The organism is Paraburkholderia sp. BGA-UO-ETr-F21 (assembly GCF_059567925.1).
The window spans coordinates 812172-829973 of record NZ_JCAQOY010000040.1 but is presented as its reverse complement, the minus strand read 5'-3'; the positions used below and the strand labels follow the sequence as shown (position 1 = coordinate 829973).

Here is a 17802-nt window from a genome sequence, read left to right as displayed (position 1 = left end):
TCCGCACACCGCCCCGTTCAATCTGGAGATCGACATGTACGAGCAACTCGAAGCCCACGCCAGCGAATTCAACGACTTGCAGAAGACGCTCGGCGATCCGGACGGCGCGCCGAAGGTGGAAGCGATCCGTCAGGCGCTCGACGCAACCGCGCAGCGCATCAGCGAAACCCAGGGCGCAACCGACCTCGATCGCAACAATCTGGCGAAGCTCTACCGCGGCTTTCTCGCTGCGTCGCGGGTGATCGCGCGGCTGCAGGAAAAACAGGCCGGCGCGCACGCCTGATCAGGCGACGCGACCGCTCACCGCGAATCTCGTGCTCATCACGCACCGGGCTCCGCGGGCAACGCGCTTGCCGCGGCGGCCTGCTCTCACGAGCAACCGGCGCGGCGGCAGGTCTCGATATAGGCCACTCACTCTCTACCCATAGTCACTGGAGGTTTTTATGTCAGTAGGAAGCGCAGGCGGAATGATGGCTGGTCTCACGCAGGAAATGGACCAGATGACGATGATGTCCGCCCAGATGCAAGTCGAGCAAAGCATGTATGCATCGGTGGCGAACGTCGCAAAGAGCGGCGCAAACAACGTCAAGGATGCTTCGCGCGGCAGCTAGGCGTCACAGCTACGGGCCGCTCGCCGTTGGCGGCGGTCCGCACACGGCCGGTCCCGCTTCGCGCGGGGTACGGCCGTCCTATTTGCAACGTCCCCGGCATTCGCCGCAGGCGGCACGCGGCTCGCGTCCGCGGCGCGCCGAACCCCGCGCGCATCGCCCAGTCAAGGTACGAGGATGAGCAGCGAGCGATACACCAGTCTGATCATGGACCTGTGCGCGACCGTCGGTCTCGGCGACGCGGAGCATGTGCTGCGCACACGGTCGATCGAGGTCGAAGGCTTCGACGTGCGGCTCGACTATTTCGAGCGCGACCTCGACGCGATGTATGCGAATTTTCATTTCGGCACGGTGACGGCCGGGCGCACGCTCGTCATCTTCCGGCTCATGCTCGAAGCCAACCTGCTGATCTATGCGCAGGACCAGGCGCAATTGGGGCTGGATACGGACACGGGCGGCGTGGTGCTGGTCCTGCGCCTGCCGTTCGCCGACGGTCTGAACGGCGAAGGGCTCGCCGATCTGCTCGCCCACTACGCGGAGCATGGCCGCTACTGGCGGCAGAACATCGTCGAATCGAGCGACGAGATGTTTGAAGGCATCGCTTCCGGGGAGTTTTTCTGGCTGCGGGCCTAAGCCCGCTTTAGCCCTTCGACGCTTGTTCGATATTGCGCGCGCCCTGCTTCAACAGCTCCGCGATCTGGTTGACCGCCGCCTGCTCCAGTTGCATCACGCCGCCCAGCACGTTCAACCCTGCCGAGGCCAGACCGGTGGTGTTGGTCGCCACATTCGCCGCGCCCTGCGCCAGCCCGCCCTGCGCCAACGCGCCAAAGCGGCCGGGGCTGCCCGGCCCGACGCCCGGCATCGCGCCGACACCTTGCTGAGGCACCGCAGGCCGGGCCGCCGCTGAAGAGCTGTTCGCCGCGAAAGAAGCGCCCTTGCGCTTGCCGCTTGCCGCGCCGCTGCCGTTCGCGGCCAGCTGGCTGAGACTCGCATCCGCCTGCTGACTGGCATGCGCCTGCCCATCCACAGGTGGGCGGCCGCCGCTGTCAGGCGACGACTGGGTGCCGACATTGGAGAGCGGCAGCGTGCTGCTCGAGCGTGAAATCGACGGGGAATCCGGCATGGTGCGAGGCTCCTGATAGCAATGCGCGCTGCGGTGACGAAGCGCGGGACGGGACGTCGAACAGGCATTCTGTTCGACCTTACAGCCGGCGTACGACACTCGCGGCCACGGTGCGAACCGGTGTGCACCGAAGCGAAGCCGGAGACAGCTTCGCCCCCCCTTACGCCGGTTCGCGGCCCGTCGTGCGCAAGTCACACGCTGGTCGCACACTGCGCGGGTTCGTCGCTCATTCGGAGTCCGACTCATGCGCTTCATCCCGCTCGACAGCATGGAAACGCCTTATCTGCGGCTACGCCCGCTCACCCTCGCCGATGCCCCCGCCCTGTTCGACCAGATGCTCGGCGACACCGGCACGATGCGCGACCTGCCGGTGCTGCGCCATACCGGCGTGGCGCAGACCGTCGAATTCGTCGACGAGGCGCTACGCGGCTGGGAGGACGGCAGCCTGATCCGCTACGCGCTCGAATGCAAGGAAACCGGTCGGCTGACCGCGCTGATCGAATTGAAGCCGACGCTGCCGCGCGTGGAAATCGGTGTGATCATCAGCCGGCATGGCGGCGCCCGACGCCGCCGGGCAGGCATACTCGCGTTGCAGGAACTGATCGACTGGCTGATCGAACAACCCGGCGTGTACCGCGTCTTCGCGTGCTGCGCCGTGGATGGCGCCGCGCATAGCTCGATGGAGCGCCTCGGTTTCGTTCAGGAAGCGATATTGACCAATCACGAGCCGCGGCCGAACCGCGGCCTCGCCGCCGCTCATAGCTATCTTTACGCCTTGACGCGCCCCGCAGCGGTGCCGCCGGAGCCACCCAGCGAAGGCGTCGCGTGGCTGCGCAACACGATGCAGTGGGATCTCGTGGACGCCTGACGGAGTCGATCCGCGCCGGCGTGCAGCCCGAACCGGAATGAAGAAGTGTCCGCTACACAAGCTATTGTTCACTTCCCGAGCGATAATACAAAGGTCTGACGAATACCGCACCGCGGTCTTTCGTTATGCGTGCCTCGCGAGTACCCCTCGCCGGTGGACCGAAACACAACTACGCCGGAGACCCATCATGTCGCTACCGCGACTCACCGGTCAGGTGATCGCCTTTTCGCGATTCTGGCTCGCGCGAGAAGTGGGCCTGCTGATTTCGGACGGCGCCCTCATCGAACTCGGCGCGCGCCCGTTCGCGATGCTCGCTGCCCTGCTCGAGGCGCGCGGCCGCGTGGTGTCGACCGCCGAGTTGCGCGAAATCGTCTGGCCGGGCAGCAATGTCGACGCGAACACGGTGCAGGCGCAAATCTCCGCGATCCGCCGCGCGCTCGACGACGACCGCGATCTGATCGTGACCGTGGCCGGCCGCGGTTACCGCTTTGCGGGTGAAATCCGCGTACTCGAAACGCCCGACGCCGGACTCGATCTTCCGGTGGCGAATGCTGGCAGCATTGCCGCGTCGCTCGCCACCGCGTTCGCGGCGACCGCCGCGGCCAGCCCGCCGATCTCGGCGGAACTCACGTTCGGTTCGCCGCACGTGGCGCCCTATAGCGCGACGTGGCGTGGCGCCAGTTCTGCCTCCGCGCGTCCCGGCTATGCCAAAGCCGCTACCTCCGCGCGGCTCACGCCGGTCACCGCCGCATCGAGCCTGGCCGCCGCAGCCGCACCAACTGCTTCCGCATTTCCGGCGTTGCTGCCGACCAGCGCCGTCACGTCGCTGCGCTCGCAGATCATCGACCCGTCGCCGTTTATCGGCCGTCATGCCGAGTTGTCCGAATTGCTCGCACTGGTGCCCACGCGCCGCATCGTCACCCTGACCGGGGCGTCTGGTGTCGGCAAAACGCGCCTCGCGATCGAAGCGGCGAGCCGCCTCGCGCCACATTTTCCGGACGGTGATTTTTGTGCGGCGCTTGCCTCGCTCGCACAGCCCGACCGCATTGCGAACGCGATCGGTGCGGCCGTCGGCCTGGAGCCGGATAGCGAGTTGTCGATGCCGGCCAACCTGGCCGCACAGATCGGTGAACGCCGCATGCTCCTGATCGTCGATCACTGCGACCATCTGAGCGAAGCGGCGGCCGAGCTCATCGATACTCTGGTGGCAAACACAGGCGGCTTGCATGTGATCGCCACCTGCGAGTCGCCGCTTTTCATCGGCGGGGAAACGGCCGTGCCGGTGGCCGCGTTGCGCGCGCCGCCCGAGCAGATCGACGGCACGCCCGCCACGCTCGACTACGACGCGCTGCGTTTGCTCTTCACGCGGCTCGCGCACTGTCTGAAGCCGGCCGCTTTGCACGCACCGCTGCCCGAAGCGGACAGCATCGCGCCGGCCACCTTGGCGGCGGCCGCGCTGATTTGCCGGCGGGTCGATGGCGTGCCGTTCGCGCTCGAACTCGCTGCGGCGACGATCGCCGGACAGGTGCGCGCAGGCGTGCCGCCGGAAGACGCGATCATGGCGTTCGCGCGCGAACTCGATACGGTGATGACGCATCGCAGCGGCGGCCGCCGCATCGTGCTGCCGCGCGCAGCGATCGTTCACGTCATGCTCGACCTGTCGTATGCCGCGCTCGACGCCCCGACCCGCACCATGCTGCGCCGGCTCGGTATTTTCGCCACCGCGTTCTCGCACGACGCCGCCTGCGAAATGCTCGGCGCGTTCGGCAGCGACTACGGCTTCGGGCCTCCCGAGCCGCGCCTGCTGGAACGTCAGCTTCACACACTGATGGATGCGGGTCTCGTGAATACGGTCGACTGCGACGGTGCCTTGCGGCTGCGCCTGCCGCCCGCCGTGCGCCGCTTTGCGCTCGACGCTCTCGAGCGGAACCGCGAAAGCGCCGAGGCCGATCTGCACCACGCGCAGTTCGTCGCCCGTGACATGGCGCGCCGCTTCGGCGCGGGTGTCGCGATGGCCAGCGCGCATAGCCGCCACGATATCGACGCGCTGCGCGCGGCGCTCGAATGGGCCGTCTCGGTCGACAAGGTGGAACTGTGCATCGAGTTGCTCGACAACACGGCGCCGATGTGGGGCGCGCTCGCGCTCGTCGACGAATATATCGGCTGGGTGCGCGCGGTGCTGGCGCGCGTGGACAGTGTGTCGATGCGCCGTATCCGCGACGAGATGCGCCTGCGCGCCGTGCTCGCGCGCGCGCTGATGCTCAAGCGCAGCGCGTCGAACGAGATCGTCGAGAGTTGGCAGCGCACCTACGAGCTCGCCAATATCTGCGCCGACACGCCGTACCGCCTGCGTGCGCTGTTCTGCCTCGTGATGTGCGCGCTCGACGCCGGCGAAGTCGAACATTGCCGGCGCCTCTCCGGCGAATTCAGCGAAATTGCGCCGGTGACACACAGCCAGGCGGTGAGCATCAACGCGCAGCGCATCGAAGGCATCGTCAAGGCATATGCGGGTGAGTTCGATACCGCGATCCGCCTGCTCGCGCCGGTTGTCGGGCTCAACGACGAAGCCGCCGCCGAGATCGACGAAGACGTCAGCCGCGAGGCCAATGCGGTGGCCACCAGTTATGGGCTGTCGCTGCATCTCGTGGCGCGGGCGATTCACGCCGTCGCGCTGTGGCTGGTCGGTCAACCGCATATGGCAGCGCCCCTGCGCGTCACGATCCGCGATCCCGCCGACGAGAGCGAACCGCTCGCGGGCTGCATCGCGCTCGCGCTCGCCTGCGCGCTTGCCGCACTCGACGACGACATTGCGCTCACCGAGTCCTGCGCGGCGGCGCTGGTGACGCGAGCGCGAGCAGCCGGCGTCAAACGCTGGCTGCGTCTCGGCCTCGACTTTCAACTTTGGCTCGACGCCCGGCGCGGCGATCAGGACGCCTCGCGGCGGCTGATTACCGGCGCGATGAAGCGGATTGCGCGCGAACGCATCTATGTGCCCGACATCGCCTTTATCGCCACACTGCTGCCGCGCATCGCGCTGCAAGACGAACCTGAATTGGCGGCATCCCTCGGCGCGACGCTCGGTGAAGCGGTCAGCCGCAGCGAGCGCACCGGCGAGCTCTGGTACGTGCCGGAACTGCTGCGTCTGATTGCGATGGTGCGTCTGCGCGGCGGCGAAAATCCACGGGTGGTCAGGCCGCTGCTCGAAGACGCGCTGCGGCGCGCCCGGCACCACGGCGCACGACGGCTCGAACTGCGCATCACCGTCGATCTCGAAGCGCTCGATGCATCCGCGCCCGAGGGGCTGCTTCGCGCAAGATGACTTCGCTTCGCTCCCTGCCTGGGGGTGTCACATGCGCTTCGTACCGTGAGTTCAACTGCCGCTCGTTGAACCTCACGCGCCATGTCCGACATCCACGCAGTACCGCCGCACACGATCCCCTCGCCCGATGCCGAAGCGAATGAAGCGCCCGTTCATCAGCATGGCGGCGCATCCGCCTTGCCAGACATGGGTGCGCCTCAGGGGCGGCCACTAGTCGACGAAACGCTGCTGGGCAGGTTCAGCAACAAGCTCTCGCGTGCCGGCGCGCGGCTGCGCGCGAGCAAGTTCGATATCAGCACGGCGCTCTCGCAATCGAGCCAGCACGGCAAGCCATTTGCGCCGGCCGATTTCACCGCGAATGGCGCGCGCTATTCGGCCAAACCGGTGGTGGCGTCGAACGCGGCCGGGACTCCGCTGGCCAGGAGCGAACGGGAAATGCGCCAGGCGCTTGGCAAGACCGCGCGGTCTTCGTCATCCCCGGCGGCGAGCCTCGCTGCGGAGCATGCCAACGCAAACGCCGCAGCCACGATCCCGCTCGACGCGATGGGCGGCGCGGCCGCGCTGAGCGACTACGTGCGCCGTCAATTGCCGGGCCCTGACCACGACCTGCTCGCGCAGGGCGAGCTTGCGCATCGGCTGGCCGCGTTGAGCGGCCCCCATGCCGCCACACAGACGCAACGCGGCGCATTGCTCGCGCAAGCGTTACACGGCGCGCAGATCGGCGATGCGCACAGCGCCACCGCGGTGCTCGATGCACTCGAACAGCTCGACTTCGCGCAGATGCACACGGCCCGCTCGACCACGCCGGCCGAAGCCGGCGCATGGCGAGTCGCGCGCACGCTGGCGCGCACCGACGCCGGTTTCGACGCGCTGAACCAGTTGCGCCATCACGGACAGGCGCAGCCCGGCGATGGATCGACACAACTCGCCCAGCGGATGATGCTGCAAGCCGCCGACGCGCTCGATCCACCTCTATACGGCGCAGGCCCGGCGCAGGACCCCGCACCCGCCGCGGTCGCCGCGCGCGCGGCGCCCGTGGCCGGCACGCTGACGCATGACACCCCGCTCGCGTGGCAGGCTTACGACGCAGCGTCCACACTGGCCACGCACGGCCGCGGCGCGCTGAGCGCGGACCAGAAAGGCGCGTTCTTCGCATGGCGTCAGAATTTTCGGGAAGACGGACGCGGCAGCGAGCTGTCACAGGCGCGCGAACGTCTGAACAAATTCTCAGCGAAGACGATCGAGCGCGTCGGCGACAACCGTTGGAAGACGTTCTTGCCGCGGCTCGCCGGCAAACGCAGCTCGCCATTGTCGGCACTGCGCTTCGGCACGCAAGGCGTGCCGCGCAAGACCATCGGCACCGAGCAGGGCAAGTTCGAAGAGGCCTTGCGTGAGTCGTTGCCGCCGCTGTGCGAGCGGCCCGAGATGCGCGCCGCGGCCGCGCTTTCGCACGCGCGCCCGGAACAGTCGATTGCCGAACTCGCGGCGCTGCATGTCTGGCTCGAAGCGGGCGGCTTTCCGAATGGGAAGCTCGACGCCGATCAGTTGCACGAGGTCACCGAACGCGCGCAACAGCTGTGCGCCGAATTGCAAGCGCGCGACGTCGCCTCGCCCGCCACGCTCGCGCGCCTGCAAAGCGAGACGACGCGCTGGGCCAACGCAGATCCGCATACGCTGGCGCGCAGCAAGCCGTTCCGGTCGATCGCGAAACAACCGTTCACTCTGGAGCGGCTCGCCGCGTGGGGCAAGGTCGCGAAGGTACCTGCCGATTCGCCGTTCTGGGCCCACGTATCGAAGCTGAAGGACCAGGCGCGGCCGCCTGCGCCGGCCGCCGATGCGGACAGCGTCGCCGCGGTCCGGCAAACGCTGAAGGACGTGGCGCACGATCTGCAATCGAGCTCGCGTCTGCGTCTTACCGACGGCCGCCGTATCGGTGTGAGCACGCGCGGGTTGTCGGCGAATCTCAGCAAGGTGCTGCACACCGGCGGCGTGCCGATCGCACCACGTGTCGATCTGCGCGCGTCGAAGAGCCGTGAAGCGGTGGTCGAGTTGAGCCGTGGCACGCACGGCGTCGAAATGTTCGTCGGCACCGCGAAAACGCAGCTGCGGCATGCCGGGGTCGGCGTGCTGGTGGGCTACGACATGGACGTCGGCTTGACCCAGTTGCGCGCCGGACTGACCACCCAGGCCGTGCTGCACTCGCAGGAATTGTCTGAGCCGAGCGGCGTGTCGCTGCGTGTCGCACGTCGCGTCAATCCGAACGGCACCGGCTACGATGACAATGCAATGCGCGAAAAACTCGAAGGCATCATCGATCATGTCTTCGACGAAGCGATCCAGGCGCACGGCGCCAACTCGGGTGGCTCGCGCGGCACCTGGGCCCGGCTCGCCGAACGCTATTTCGATGATCCCGATGTGTCGATCAGTTGGACCGACACGGTGGCGCGCACCGTCAAACGTGGCGCGTCCGCCGATCTTGGCCTCTCCGTCAGCGTGCCGAAGACCGGTTCGCCGTTTCGCGCCGGCGCCAACGTCGGTATCGGTTACGAGAAAACCGCACGACAGACGCTCGATTCGAACGAGCGAAGCGGGCGCGTGCAGGTCGAGCAACATCGCGTCGGCGCCGGCTCGCGTCTGATCGGACGGCTGAGCGGGACCGTCAGCGCGACGCAGCCCGTCGGTACGAAAGAGTCGAGCGTGGGCGTCGGCATCGTCTCGCTCGACGCGCCGTCCGCGACCATGACGTTCAACGACGACAGCCGGCTCGCCAAAGTGCAACTGGTTCGCGAAGACGGTTCGCTGATGCATCGCGCGTGCTTACTGGACACCGAATACTCGAGCGCCGAAACCTACACGCGTGCGCTCGATGCGAGCCGTGACCAGTGGGTCGATCTGTTCACCGAGCAGGTGGACGCCGAACAGGAAGGCGAACGACAGGAGGCGCGATTGAATGGCAGACCCGAGCCGCAGCAACCGCCGGCGCGCACGCTGGCGGAACAACGGCTCGACCGGCATCTTGGCGATGTGAAGGCGAACCGGCGACCAAACCAGACTTACTTTCACCGCTACCGATTGCGGCGTAGCGCGGCGAAACAACTCGACATGCTGGCGGCGATGTCGAAGCAATTACCGCCGGGCGAGGCGGTTGCAGGACGTGCGGAGATCGATGAAAAGGTGAACGGCATTCTGAACGAGCCAGCTTCGTGGATGCCCATTGAGCTTAAGGTCAAGGAGCGCACCACCAGCACGCGGAGTCCCGGTTTGAATTTCGCGCTGCAGTTGAATACGCAAACGAGCGCGACGGGAGACCGTGAGTTGTTTGCTGAGAGTATTCCGTTTGCGCTGGTGGATCGACTGGATAGTTGAGGTGCCGATGGCTTGCTTCACGTTGCGCGAGCTCATGCGGCGCGGAGCCGCCTGGGGATCGTTTGACTGGACGTTTGACTTTTTTTAGGCGGCGGCCAATGAAAAAGCCGCAGTGCCTTACGGCACTGCGGCTTTGATCTTTGGTCGGGGCGAGAGGATTTGAACCTCCGACCACCTGCACCCCATGCAGGTACGCTACCAGGCTGCGCTACGCCCCGAACAGCAAGAAATTATAACAGACACTTCATTCGATTAGAACCGCCTTCTGCTAACAAAGGCGATTAGTGGCTCAGCAAATCGATCACGTGCAGCAATTCTTTACGCAACTGCTCGACATCCACCGAGGCCGTGGCAGCACCCGTGGTTGCCGCGGGCAACGTTGCGCCCTCGCCTTGCTCGAATACACTGGCCGGCGCAGCGTGCGCGCCACCGCCATGTGACTCGAGCCGGTTGCGCGCCCCGTTGATCGTAAAGCCCTGCTCGTACAACAACTCACGAATCCGCCGGATCAACAGCACCTCATGATGCTGATAGTACCGGCGATTGCCCCGCCGCTTGACCGGCCTCAACTGCGTGAACTCCTGTTCCCAGTAGCGCAACACATGCGGTTTCACACCGCATAGTTCGCTGACCTCACCAATCGTGAAGTAGCGCTTCGCCGGAATCGGAGGCAAGACGACTTTTTCGATCGTCGCTGTCATCGTCAGTTAGCCGTCGTGGTGGGTTGCGCGGGAACGCGCTAATCGATCAGCGCGTGAAGCTCGCTTCAGCGCCGTTCTCGACCAGCGCTTTCAGCTTTTGACTTGCGTGGAACGTCACAACGCGGCGCGCAGCGATCGGAATCGCCTCGCCGGTCTTCGGGTTTCTGCCGGGACGCTGAGGTTTGTCACGCAACTGAAAGTTGCCGAACCCCGACAGCTTTACGCTGTCGCCGCTCTCCAACGCATCACGGATCACCTCGAAAAACGCTTCGACCATGTCTTTCGCTTCCCGCTTGTTGAGCCCGACATTGTCGAACAGCAACTCCGCGAGTTCCGCCTTGGTGAGTGTCGGCGTTTCAGCAGAAGCGACGGCGGGTGATGTCGGAATATCGCGAATCATGGCGCTGCGTTGCGCCGTAAGAAGGGCTTCGAAATCACTCGAGTTCATTTCATTCATATCTATCAAATGGCGCGCCAAGCAGAAAACAATGGATGCGGAAACAGCCGTGCAATTGTTAAATGCGGGTTATCCGCGCAACCGTGCGCCATATACTCGAGCAAGACGTTCCACCAGAGTTTGAATAGCCAGATCGACCGTTTCATCCTGAAGGGTTCCGCCAGTATCTTGCAAGGTCACACGGAACGCAAGGCTTTTCTCGTGAGCAGCCAAGCCACCGGAAGTGTTTGATTTTGGACGGAATTCGTCGAAAAGCGCAACCTTCTGAACCGTCTTGCAGGCGGGCTCGGACTGAGCATTCTGAAGCTCGTCCAGCAGTGCCTGAACCTCGATTTTCTGATCGACAACCACGGCAATATCACGACGCACCGGCGGGAATTTAGACACTTCCGACGGAGTGGGCAATACGCGCTGCATTAACGCCTCTGCTTCGATTTCAAACAGAATCGGCGCATGCGGCAAATCATATTTCTGCATCCAGCGCGGATGCAATTCGCCAATCCAGCCGACTGCGCGGCCATTCAATTCAATTCGCGCGCTGCGTCCCGGATGCAATGCCGGATGTTCCGCTTTGACGAAACGCGCGACCGCCGGCGCCAGCACGGCTTCCAGATCGCCCTTCACGTCGAAGTAATCGACCGTGCGCGTCGGCGCGCCCCATTGCTCGTCGAGCGCAGGACCGTACGCGAGGCCGCCGATCATCTTGGGCTGCGCAAAGCCTTCAACCGTCAACTCACCGGCCTTGATCGACGGATCATGCAGGAACACGCGGCCGGCTTCGAACACGCGGACGCGATCCGCTGCGCGACGGTTCAGGTTCGTGCGCAGCACGTGGATCAAGCTGCCGAAGAGCGTAGTGCGCATCACCGACAACTGGCTTGCAATCGGATTCAGCAGACGTACCGGCTTGTCATTGCCGGCGAAGTCCTGCTCCCACTCGGCGTCGACGAAACTGAAGTTCACCGTCTCCGCGTAATCGCGGGCGGCGAGCGCGTGACGGATTACGTGGATCGACCGCTGCGTTTCGTTGGTCGCGCGCATTTCGCTAGTCGCGACCGGCGGACGCGCCGGAATTTTCTCGAAGCCGTAAATACGCGCGACTTCTTCGATCAGGTCTTCTTCGATCTCGATATCGAAACGGTACGACGGCGGCATCACCGAGAATGTATCGTCACCTTGCTCGAACGACAGGCCGAGACGCGTGAAAATCTGCGCGATTTCGTCCGCGCCGATTTTGATGCCGATGATGCGGTTCGCGCGCGAGACGCGCATTGTGACGGGCTCGCGCTTCGGCACGTTGACGATCTGATCGTCGACCGGGCCGGCTTCGCCGCCGCAGATGTCGAGAATCAGTTGCGTGATGCGTTCGATATGATCGACGGTAGTCGCGTAGTCCACGCCGCGCTCGAAGCGATGGCCGGCGTCGGTCGAGAAATTGTATTTGCGCGAGCGCCCGCGAATGCTGTCGGGCCACCAGAACGCGGCTTCGAGATAGATATTGGTGGTGTCGAGCGTGACGGCGGTGCTGTCGCCGCCCATGATGCCCGCGAGACTTTCGATGTGCTGCTCGTCCGCGATCACGCCGACGGTTTCATCGAGCTCCACCGTGTTGCCGTTCAGCAGCTTGAGCGTTTCGCCCTTGCGGCCCCAACGTACATCCATGCCGCCGTGGATCTTGTCGAGGTCGAACACATGCGACGGACGGCCCAACTCGAGCATCACGTAGTTCGAGATATCCACGAGTGCGGAAATGCTGCGCTGACCCGAACGCTCGAGTCGCTCCACCATCCATTGCGGCGACTTTTCACGGGCATTCACGCCGCGAATGACTCGCCCCGAGAAACGGCCGCACAGATCGGGCGCCGAGATTTTGACGGGCAGCGTCTCGTTGAGTTTCACTTCAACCGGCTTGATGTCGAGCGGGCGCAGCGGCGCGCCGGTAATCGCCGAGGTCTCGCGCGCCACGCCGAATACCGAGAGGCAATCCGCCTTGTTCGGTGTCAGCTTGATCTCAAAAACGGTGTCGTCGAGATTGAGGGTTTCACGGATGTCCTGGCCGATCGGCGTATCTTCCGGCAGGATCATCAGGCCGCTATGATCTTCCGAGAGCTTGAGTTCGCGTGCCGAGCACAGCATGCCCTGGCTTTCCACGCCGCGCAGCTTCGAGAGCTTGATCGCGAACGGCGCGCCGCCCTCTTCAGCGGGCGGCAGTTGCGCGCCGACCAGCGCGACCGGCACCTTGATGCCCGGCGCCACATTCGGCGCACCGCACACGATGTTCAGCGTCGCGCCCGTGCCGGCGTCGACCTGACACACGTTGAGCTTGTCCGCGTCAGGGTGTTTGACCACTTCCAGCACCCGGCCGACGACGATCTTCGAGGTCGGCGGCGCTGCCGGCCGCAGGTCTTCGACTTCGAGACCCGCCATCGTCAACGCGTGCGACAGTTCGTCGGTCGTCAGTTGCGGATCGACAAAGGTTCTCAGCCAGGATTCCGGGAATTGCATGGTTCTGTGTACGTTCTAATCAGGTTAGGTCCACATCCGGCAGCAGCTGGCGTGACTCGGTGTTCTGAGATTCATCGGGCCCTGCCGGGGACGCTGTGGCGGCTTGCACTGCATGCGTTGCCGCGCTCTATGCTTGTCGCGTTCGACCGGGCGGTTCAGGCGAATTGCCGCAGGAAACGCAGGTCGTTTTCGAAGAATAGACGCAGGTCTTGCACGCCGTAACGCAACATGGTGAGCCGCTCGAGGCCGCTTCCGAAAGCAAAGCCGATGTAACGCTCCGGGTCGAGGCCCATGTTGCGGATCACCGTGGGGTGAACCTGGCCCGAGCCCGAAATTTCGAGCCACTTGCCGGCGTTCTTGCCCGTTTCGAACAACATGTCGATCTCGGCCGACGGTTCGGTGAACGGAAAATACGACGGACGGAAGCGCACGAGAATGTCGTCGCGCTCGAAGAATTTCTTGAGAAAGTCGGTGTAGACGCCCTTCAGATCCGCGAAGCTGATGTTCTCGTCGATCCACAGGCCTTCGACCTGGTTGAACATGGGCGAATGCGTTGCGTCGCTGTCCACACGGTACGTGCGGCCCGGCACGATCACCTTGATAGGCGGCGTGTTGGTGCGCGCGTAGCGAACCTGCATCGGGCTGGTGTGCGTGCGCAACAGCAGTTGGCGGCCGTCGGCATCTTTGCCGTCGACGTAGAAGGTGTCCTGCATGGAACGCGCCGGATGATTTTCCGGGCTGTTCAGCGAGGTGAAGTTGTACCAGTCGGTTTCGATTTCGGGGCCGTCGGCCACGTCGAAGCCAATAGTACGGAAAATCTGTTCGACGCGCTCCCACGTGCGCATCACCGGGTGCAGACTGCCTGCGCCGGTGCCGCGACCCGGCAGCGTGACGTCGATGGCTTCAGCGGCAAGGCGCTGATTCAGCAGCGCGTCGGCCAGCGCCTGACGGCGGGCCGTCAACGCGGCTTCCACTTGTTGCTTGACGAGGTTGATCCGTGCGCCTTCGGTCTTGCGCGTTTCGGGATCGAGTTTGCCAAGGCCCTTCAATAGCTCGGTCAGCGCACCCGATTTTCCGAGAAAGCGAGCTTTCTCGTTCTCGAGGGTGGTGACGTCGGAGGCTTCTGCGAAGGCTTTTTGCGCGTCGGCGACAATCTGGTCCAGATCCATTGATCCCATCATTTCAACGTCAGTGTTCTATCGAAGCAAATCCGGTTCTACCAACAAAAACGGGGCTCGGTGAGGAGCCCCGTTTTTGCTGCAGCGTCACCGAGACTACCGGATGTTCGCTGCAACAAACCACGCAGTTTAATTGCCCAAAGCGCAATCAGGCTGCAACGGCGGCTTTCACCTGCTGAACGATCGCAGCAAAAGCAGCCTTGTCGAACACAGCCATGTCGGCCAGCACCTTGCGGTCGAGTTCGATCGAAGCCTTCTTCAGGCCGTTGATGAACACGCTGTACGTCATGTCGTGCTGACGCACCGCCGCGTTGATACGCGTGATCCACAATGCACGGAACACACGCTTCTTGTTGCGGCGATCGCGGTAGGCGTATTGGCCTGCGCGCATGACCGCCTGCTTGGCGATGCGATAGACGTTATTGCGACGGCCGCGGTAACCCTTGGCCAGCTTGATGATCTTCTTGTGACGGGCCCGTGCGGTAACCCCACGTTTTACTCGAGGCATGTTTCGCTCCTATGAGTTTCGGTTAAGGGTTAAGCGAACGGCAGCATTGCGCACACGGAGTTCAGATCGGAATCATGAACTGCCGTCGAACCGCGCAGATGGCGTTTGTTCTTGGTGGTTTTCTTGGTAAGAATGTGGCGCTTGAAGGCTTGACCGCGCTTGACGGTACCGCCCGGACGCACCACGAAGCGCTTTGCAGCACTCTTCTTGGTCTTCATCTTCGGCATGACAACTCCATTATTAGATGGATATGGGTGTGCGGTCGGCCAGTTGGCCATTACCCGCCCTTCGAAACCCACTCCACTTGGTATGCAGACCGCCTGAACAGCCGGCAGCCGCTTTTCAGGAAGCGGCGCGCGTTGATTTGCACACGCGCCGTTCCGAAACCTGCCGATACCGCACCGGACACCCGGTGCCGCACCGTTTGAATCTTTCACAACCGAAGCGCACGCCACATGGCGTGCCGCTGCTTCAGCCGGTTACTTCTTTTTCTTCGGAGCGAGCACCATGATCATCTGGCGCCCTTCCATTTTCGGCATCTGCTCGACCTGACCGACTTCGTCGAGGTCCGTGCGCAGGCGCTCGAGCATGCGCATACCGATTTCCTGGTGAGCCATTTCGCGGCCACGGAAACGCAACGTGATTTTCGTCTTGTCGCCGTCGTCGAGGAAGCGGATGAGGTTGCGCAGCTTGACGTTGTAATCGCCGTCGTCCGTACCCGGGCGGAATTTAACTTCCTTGACCTGGACGATCTTCTGCTTCAGCTTGGCCTCGTGTTGCTTCTTCGCTTCCGAGTACTTGAACTTGCCGTAGTCCATCAAGCGGCAAACCGGCGGGACCGCTTGCGGAGCGATTTCGACCAGATCCACGTCTTGCTGTTCCGACATGCGGAACGCATCGGCGAGTTTCACGATGCCGAGCGGTTCGTTCTCGACGCCGACCAGACGCACCTCGGGTGCCGTAATTTCACCGTTGATGCGGTGCGCAGACTTATCAGTAGCGATGTTACGTTTCCTCTAAAAATTAAAAAAACGAGCCGGGCTGCCAAGTGGCTCAGTTGAACGACTGCACGTCCTGGCGCAGACGCTCAATGAAAGTGTCGAGGGGCATCACGCCCATATCCACACCACCACGGGCACGCACGGCTACCGTTTGGGCTTCACGCTCTTTGTCGCCGACCACAAGCAGGTACGGCACCTTTTCCAGCGTGTGCTCGCGTATTTTATAGCTAATCTTCTCGTTGCGCAAATCGGCCTCTACTCTAACCCCTTGTTTTTGCAACGATTGGGCTAGAGCTTGCGCATATTCGGTCTGACTTTCGGCAATATTCATCACCACGACCTGCATTGGCGCCAGCCACGCAGGCATTGCCCCAGCGTGGTGCTCGATCAGAATGCCGAGGAAACGCTCCATTGATCCGACAATTGCCCGATGCAGCATGATCGGACGGCGGCGGCTGTTGTCTTCAGCAACGTATTCCGCACCCAGACGCTCCGGCAGAACCATATCGAGCTGCAGCGTGCCGCATTGCCACGAGCGGCCGAGCGCGTCCTTGATGTGGTATTCGACCTTCGGGCCGTAGAACGCGCCCTCGCCGGGCAACTCTTCCCACGTTACACCGCAGGCCGTCAACGCTTCGCGCAAACCCTGCTCCGCGCGATCCCACGTTTCGTCCGTGCCAGCGCGCGCGTCCGGGCGCAGCGACAACTTGATCTCGACATTGTCGAAGCCAAAGTCTTTGTAGACGCTCATCGCCAGCGTATTGAACGCGATCGATTCGCTGATGAACTGGTCTTCGGTACAGAAAATGTGTGCGTCGTCCTGCACGAAACCGCGCACGCGCATCAGACCATGCAGCGCACCCGACGATTCATTGCGATGGCACGAGCCGAATTCCGCGTAACGCAGCGGCAGATCGCGATACGAACGCAGACCGTGGTTGAACACCTGCACGTGACCCGGGCAGTTCATCGGCTTGATTGCGTAGTCACGCTTCTCAGATTCCGTCGTGAACATGTTTTCACGATAGTTCTGCCAGTGGCCCGACGCCTCCCAGAGCGAGCGGTCCATGATCATCGGCGTCTTGATTTCGAGGTAGCCCGCGTCGTTTACGCGACGTCGCATGTACTGCTCGACCTGCTGCCACAACGTCCAGCCGCGCGGATGCCAGAACACCATGCCCGGCGACTCGTCCTGCATGTGGAACAGGTCGAGTTGCTTGCCGAGCTTGCGGTGGTCGCGCTTCTCCGCCTCTTCGAGCATGTGCAGGTACGCTTCCTGGTCTTCCTTCTTTGTCCAGGCCGTACCGTAGATGCGCTGCAACTGTTCGTTCTTCGAATCGCCGCGCCAGTAGGCGCCCGCCACCTTCATCAGCTTGAAAACTTTCAGCTTGCCGGTGGACGGCACGTGCGGGCCGCGGCACAGATCCGTGAAGCCGCCATGCGAGTAAAGCTTGATTTCGTCGGTCGAGGGAATCGATTCGATAATCTCGGCCTTGTACTTTTCACCAATGCTCTTGAAGTAGTCCACCGCTTCGTCGCGCGACACCACGCGGCGCGAAACCGGCTCGTCTTTCTTCGCGAGTTCCTGCATGCGCTTTTCGATCTTCTCGAGATCTTCCGGCGTGAAGGGGCGGTTGTACGCGAAGTCGTAGTAAAAGCCGTTGTCGATCACCGGACCGATCGTGACTTGCGCTTCCGGGTACAGATCCTTCACCGCGTACGCAAGCAAATGCGCCGCGGAGTGACGGATGATATCGAGTCCGTCTGCGTCTTTCTCGGTGACGATGGCGAGCGCCACGTCGTGATCGATCAGCGCGGACGTATCGACCAACTCACCGTCGATCTTGCCGCCGAGCGCGGCCTTCGCGAGGCCGGGGCCGATCGAGGCGGCCACTTCGGCGACGGTCACCGGATGCTCGTACTGTCGAACAGAACCGTCAGGCAGACGTATCGAAACCATTGCGTTCTCCGTGGTGCCGACCGGCGGCGGCACATACAACCAGGTGAAAAAGCCCAAAAAAAATGCGGCCCCGCTTTCGAGGGGCCGCATTCACATTTCCTGCAAACTACATTGGCGAAAGTGGTCCTCGACTAGCGTCGCTCCGAAGTGGTTTCGGTCAACGTTCGCGGTGTCATAACCGTATTCGCCTTTTGCGCCAAAGGCGCTT

General features: G+C 63.3%; 15 protein-coding genes and 1 tRNA gene. 6 read left to right on the top strand and 10 right to left on the bottom strand.

Going from position 1 to position 17802, the window contains the following annotated elements:
• The first annotated feature begins 34 nt into the window (after window positions 1–34).
• From AC57B1_RS36185 to AC57B1_RS36175, 3 genes are all read left to right on the top strand, one after another.
• On the top strand, window positions 35–283 hold the full coding sequence (locus tag AC57B1_RS36185) for a type III secretion protein (protein ID WP_408347277.1): 249 nt from the start codon (window positions 35–37) through the stop codon (window positions 281–283).
• 160 nt (window positions 284–443) lie between these two features.
• Window positions 444–611, top strand: coding sequence for a hypothetical protein (locus AC57B1_RS36180; RefSeq protein ID WP_177204927.1), 168 nt, complete (start codon window positions 444–446; stop codon window positions 609–611).
• Window positions 612–785: 174 nt separating this feature from the next.
• The gene (locus AC57B1_RS36175; protein WP_091792693.1) at window positions 786–1241 is read left to right on the top strand and encodes a CesT family type III secretion system chaperone; all 456 of its coding nucleotides are present in this window, start codon (window positions 786–788) and stop codon (window positions 1239–1241) included.
• Window positions 1242–1248: 7 nt separating this feature from the next.
• Here AC57B1_RS36175 and AC57B1_RS36170 read toward each other — a convergent pair whose 3' ends face one another.
• Entirely contained in the window at window positions 1249–1731 is a 483-nt protein-coding gene (locus AC57B1_RS36170) for a hypothetical protein (RefSeq protein ID WP_496420084.1), read from the bottom strand.
• Between the two features lie 244 nt (window positions 1732–1975).
• Between AC57B1_RS36170 and AC57B1_RS36165 the strand changes: the two genes are divergently transcribed.
• The 3 genes from AC57B1_RS36165 to AC57B1_RS36155 all read left to right on the top strand — a co-directional run bounded on the left by AC57B1_RS36165 (window position 1976) and on the right by AC57B1_RS36155 (window position 9284).
• On the top strand, window positions 1976–2599 hold the full coding sequence (locus tag AC57B1_RS36165; RefSeq protein ID WP_496420083.1) for a GNAT family N-acetyltransferase: 624 nt from the start codon (window positions 1976–1978) through the stop codon (window positions 2597–2599).
• Window positions 2600–2636: 37 nt separating this feature from the next.
• Entirely contained in the window at window positions 2637–5918 is a 3282-nt protein-coding gene (locus tag AC57B1_RS36160) for an ATP-binding protein (RefSeq protein ID WP_496420082.1), read from the top strand.
• A gap of 81 nt (window positions 5919–5999) precedes the next feature.
• The gene (locus tag AC57B1_RS36155) at window positions 6000–9284 is read left to right on the top strand and encodes an autotransporter (protein WP_496420081.1); all 3285 of its coding nucleotides are present in this window, start codon (window positions 6000–6002) and stop codon (window positions 9282–9284) included.
• 141 nt (window positions 9285–9425) lie between these two features.
• Here the strand turns inward: AC57B1_RS36155 and AC57B1_RS36150 are convergent.
• The 9 genes from AC57B1_RS36150 to thrS all read right to left on the bottom strand — a co-directional run bounded on the left by AC57B1_RS36150 (window position 9426) and on the right by thrS (window position 17594).
• Window positions 9426–9502 (bottom strand) — tRNA-Pro (locus AC57B1_RS36150).
• Window positions 9503–9565: 63 nt separating this feature from the next.
• Window positions 9566–9985 carry a MerR family transcriptional regulator gene (locus AC57B1_RS36145; RefSeq protein WP_496420080.1) on the bottom strand — a complete coding sequence of 140 codons (420 nt, stop codon included), beginning with the start codon at window positions 9983–9985 and terminating at the stop codon, window positions 9566–9568.
• 46 nt (window positions 9986–10031) lie between these two features.
• Window positions 10032–10442, bottom strand: a complete 411-nt coding sequence (locus tag AC57B1_RS36140; RefSeq protein WP_091792687.1) for an integration host factor subunit alpha — start codon at window positions 10440–10442, stop codon at window positions 10032–10034.
• Window positions 10443–10511: 69 nt separating this feature from the next.
• Window positions 10512–12947, bottom strand: coding sequence for a phenylalanine--tRNA ligase subunit beta (gene pheT / locus AC57B1_RS36135; RefSeq protein ID WP_496420079.1), 2436 nt, complete (start codon window positions 12945–12947; stop codon window positions 10512–10514).
• Between the two features lie 155 nt (window positions 12948–13102).
• Window positions 13103–14116: a phenylalanine--tRNA ligase subunit alpha gene (gene pheS, locus AC57B1_RS36130; protein WP_007181117.1), complete on the bottom strand. Its 1014-nt coding sequence runs from the start codon at window positions 14114–14116 to the stop codon at window positions 13103–13105.
• A gap of 157 nt (window positions 14117–14273) precedes the next feature.
• Window positions 14274–14633: a 50S ribosomal protein L20 gene (gene rplT, locus AC57B1_RS36125; RefSeq protein WP_006052502.1), complete on the bottom strand. Its 360-nt coding sequence runs from the start codon at window positions 14631–14633 to the stop codon at window positions 14274–14276.
• Between the two features lie 29 nt (window positions 14634–14662).
• Complete coding sequence (gene rpmI, locus AC57B1_RS36120; RefSeq protein ID WP_496420078.1) at window positions 14663–14860, bottom strand: 50S ribosomal protein L35; 198 nt, start codon at window positions 14858–14860, stop codon at window positions 14663–14665.
• A 252-nt stretch (window positions 14861–15112) separates the two neighbouring features.
• Complete coding sequence (gene infC, locus AC57B1_RS36115; protein WP_074263967.1) at window positions 15113–15637, bottom strand: translation initiation factor IF-3; 525 nt, start codon at window positions 15635–15637, stop codon at window positions 15113–15115.
• 49 nt (window positions 15638–15686) lie between these two features.
• Window positions 15687–17594: a threonine--tRNA ligase gene (gene thrS, locus AC57B1_RS36110; RefSeq protein WP_408347254.1), complete on the bottom strand. Its 1908-nt coding sequence runs from the start codon at window positions 17592–17594 to the stop codon at window positions 15687–15689.
• Window positions 17595–17802 lie beyond the last annotated feature (208 nt).

Bases quoted from the DNA above. Each gene is read 5' to 3' on its own strand.
- AC57B1_RS36185 (WP_408347277.1), top strand. From the start codon at position 35: ATGTACGAGCAACTCGAAGCCCACGCCAGCGAATTCAACGACTTGCAG.
- AC57B1_RS36180 (WP_177204927.1), top strand. From the start codon at position 444: ATGTCAGTAGGAAGCGCAGGCGGAATGATGGCTGGTCTCACGCAGGAA.
- AC57B1_RS36175 (WP_091792693.1), top strand. From the start codon at position 786: ATGAGCAGCGAGCGATACACCAGTCTGATCATGGACCTGTGCGCGACC.
- AC57B1_RS36170 (WP_496420084.1), bottom strand. From the start codon at position 1,731: ATGCCGGATTCCCCGTCGATTTCACGCTCGAGCAGCACGCTGCCGCTC.
- AC57B1_RS36165 (WP_496420083.1), top strand. From the start codon at position 1,976: ATGCGCTTCATCCCGCTCGACAGCATGGAAACGCCTTATCTGCGGCTA.
- AC57B1_RS36160 (WP_496420082.1), top strand. From the start codon at position 2,637: ATGAAGAAGTGTCCGCTACACAAGCTATTGTTCACTTCCCGAGCGATA.
- AC57B1_RS36155 (WP_496420081.1), top strand. From the start codon at position 6,000: ATGTCCGACATCCACGCAGTACCGCCGCACACGATCCCCTCGCCCGAT.
- AC57B1_RS36145 (WP_496420080.1), bottom strand. From the start codon at position 9,985: ATGACAGCGACGATCGAAAAAGTCGTCTTGCCTCCGATTCCGGCGAAG.
- AC57B1_RS36140 (WP_091792687.1), bottom strand. From the start codon at position 10,442: ATGAATGAAATGAACTCGAGTGATTTCGAAGCCCTTCTTACGGCGCAA.
- pheT (WP_496420079.1), bottom strand. From the start codon at position 12,947: ATGCAATTCCCGGAATCCTGGCTGAGAACCTTTGTCGATCCGCAACTG.
- pheS (WP_007181117.1), bottom strand. From the start codon at position 14,116: ATGGATCTGGACCAGATTGTCGCCGACGCGCAAAAAGCCTTCGCAGAA.
- rplT (WP_006052502.1), bottom strand. From the start codon at position 14,633: ATGCCTCGAGTAAAACGTGGGGTTACCGCACGGGCCCGTCACAAGAAG.
- rpmI (WP_496420078.1), bottom strand. From the start codon at position 14,860: ATGCCGAAGATGAAGACCAAGAAGAGTGCTGCAAAGCGCTTCGTGGTG.
- thrS (WP_408347254.1), bottom strand. From the start codon at position 17,594: ATGGTTTCGATACGTCTGCCTGACGGTTCTGTTCGACAGTACGAGCAT.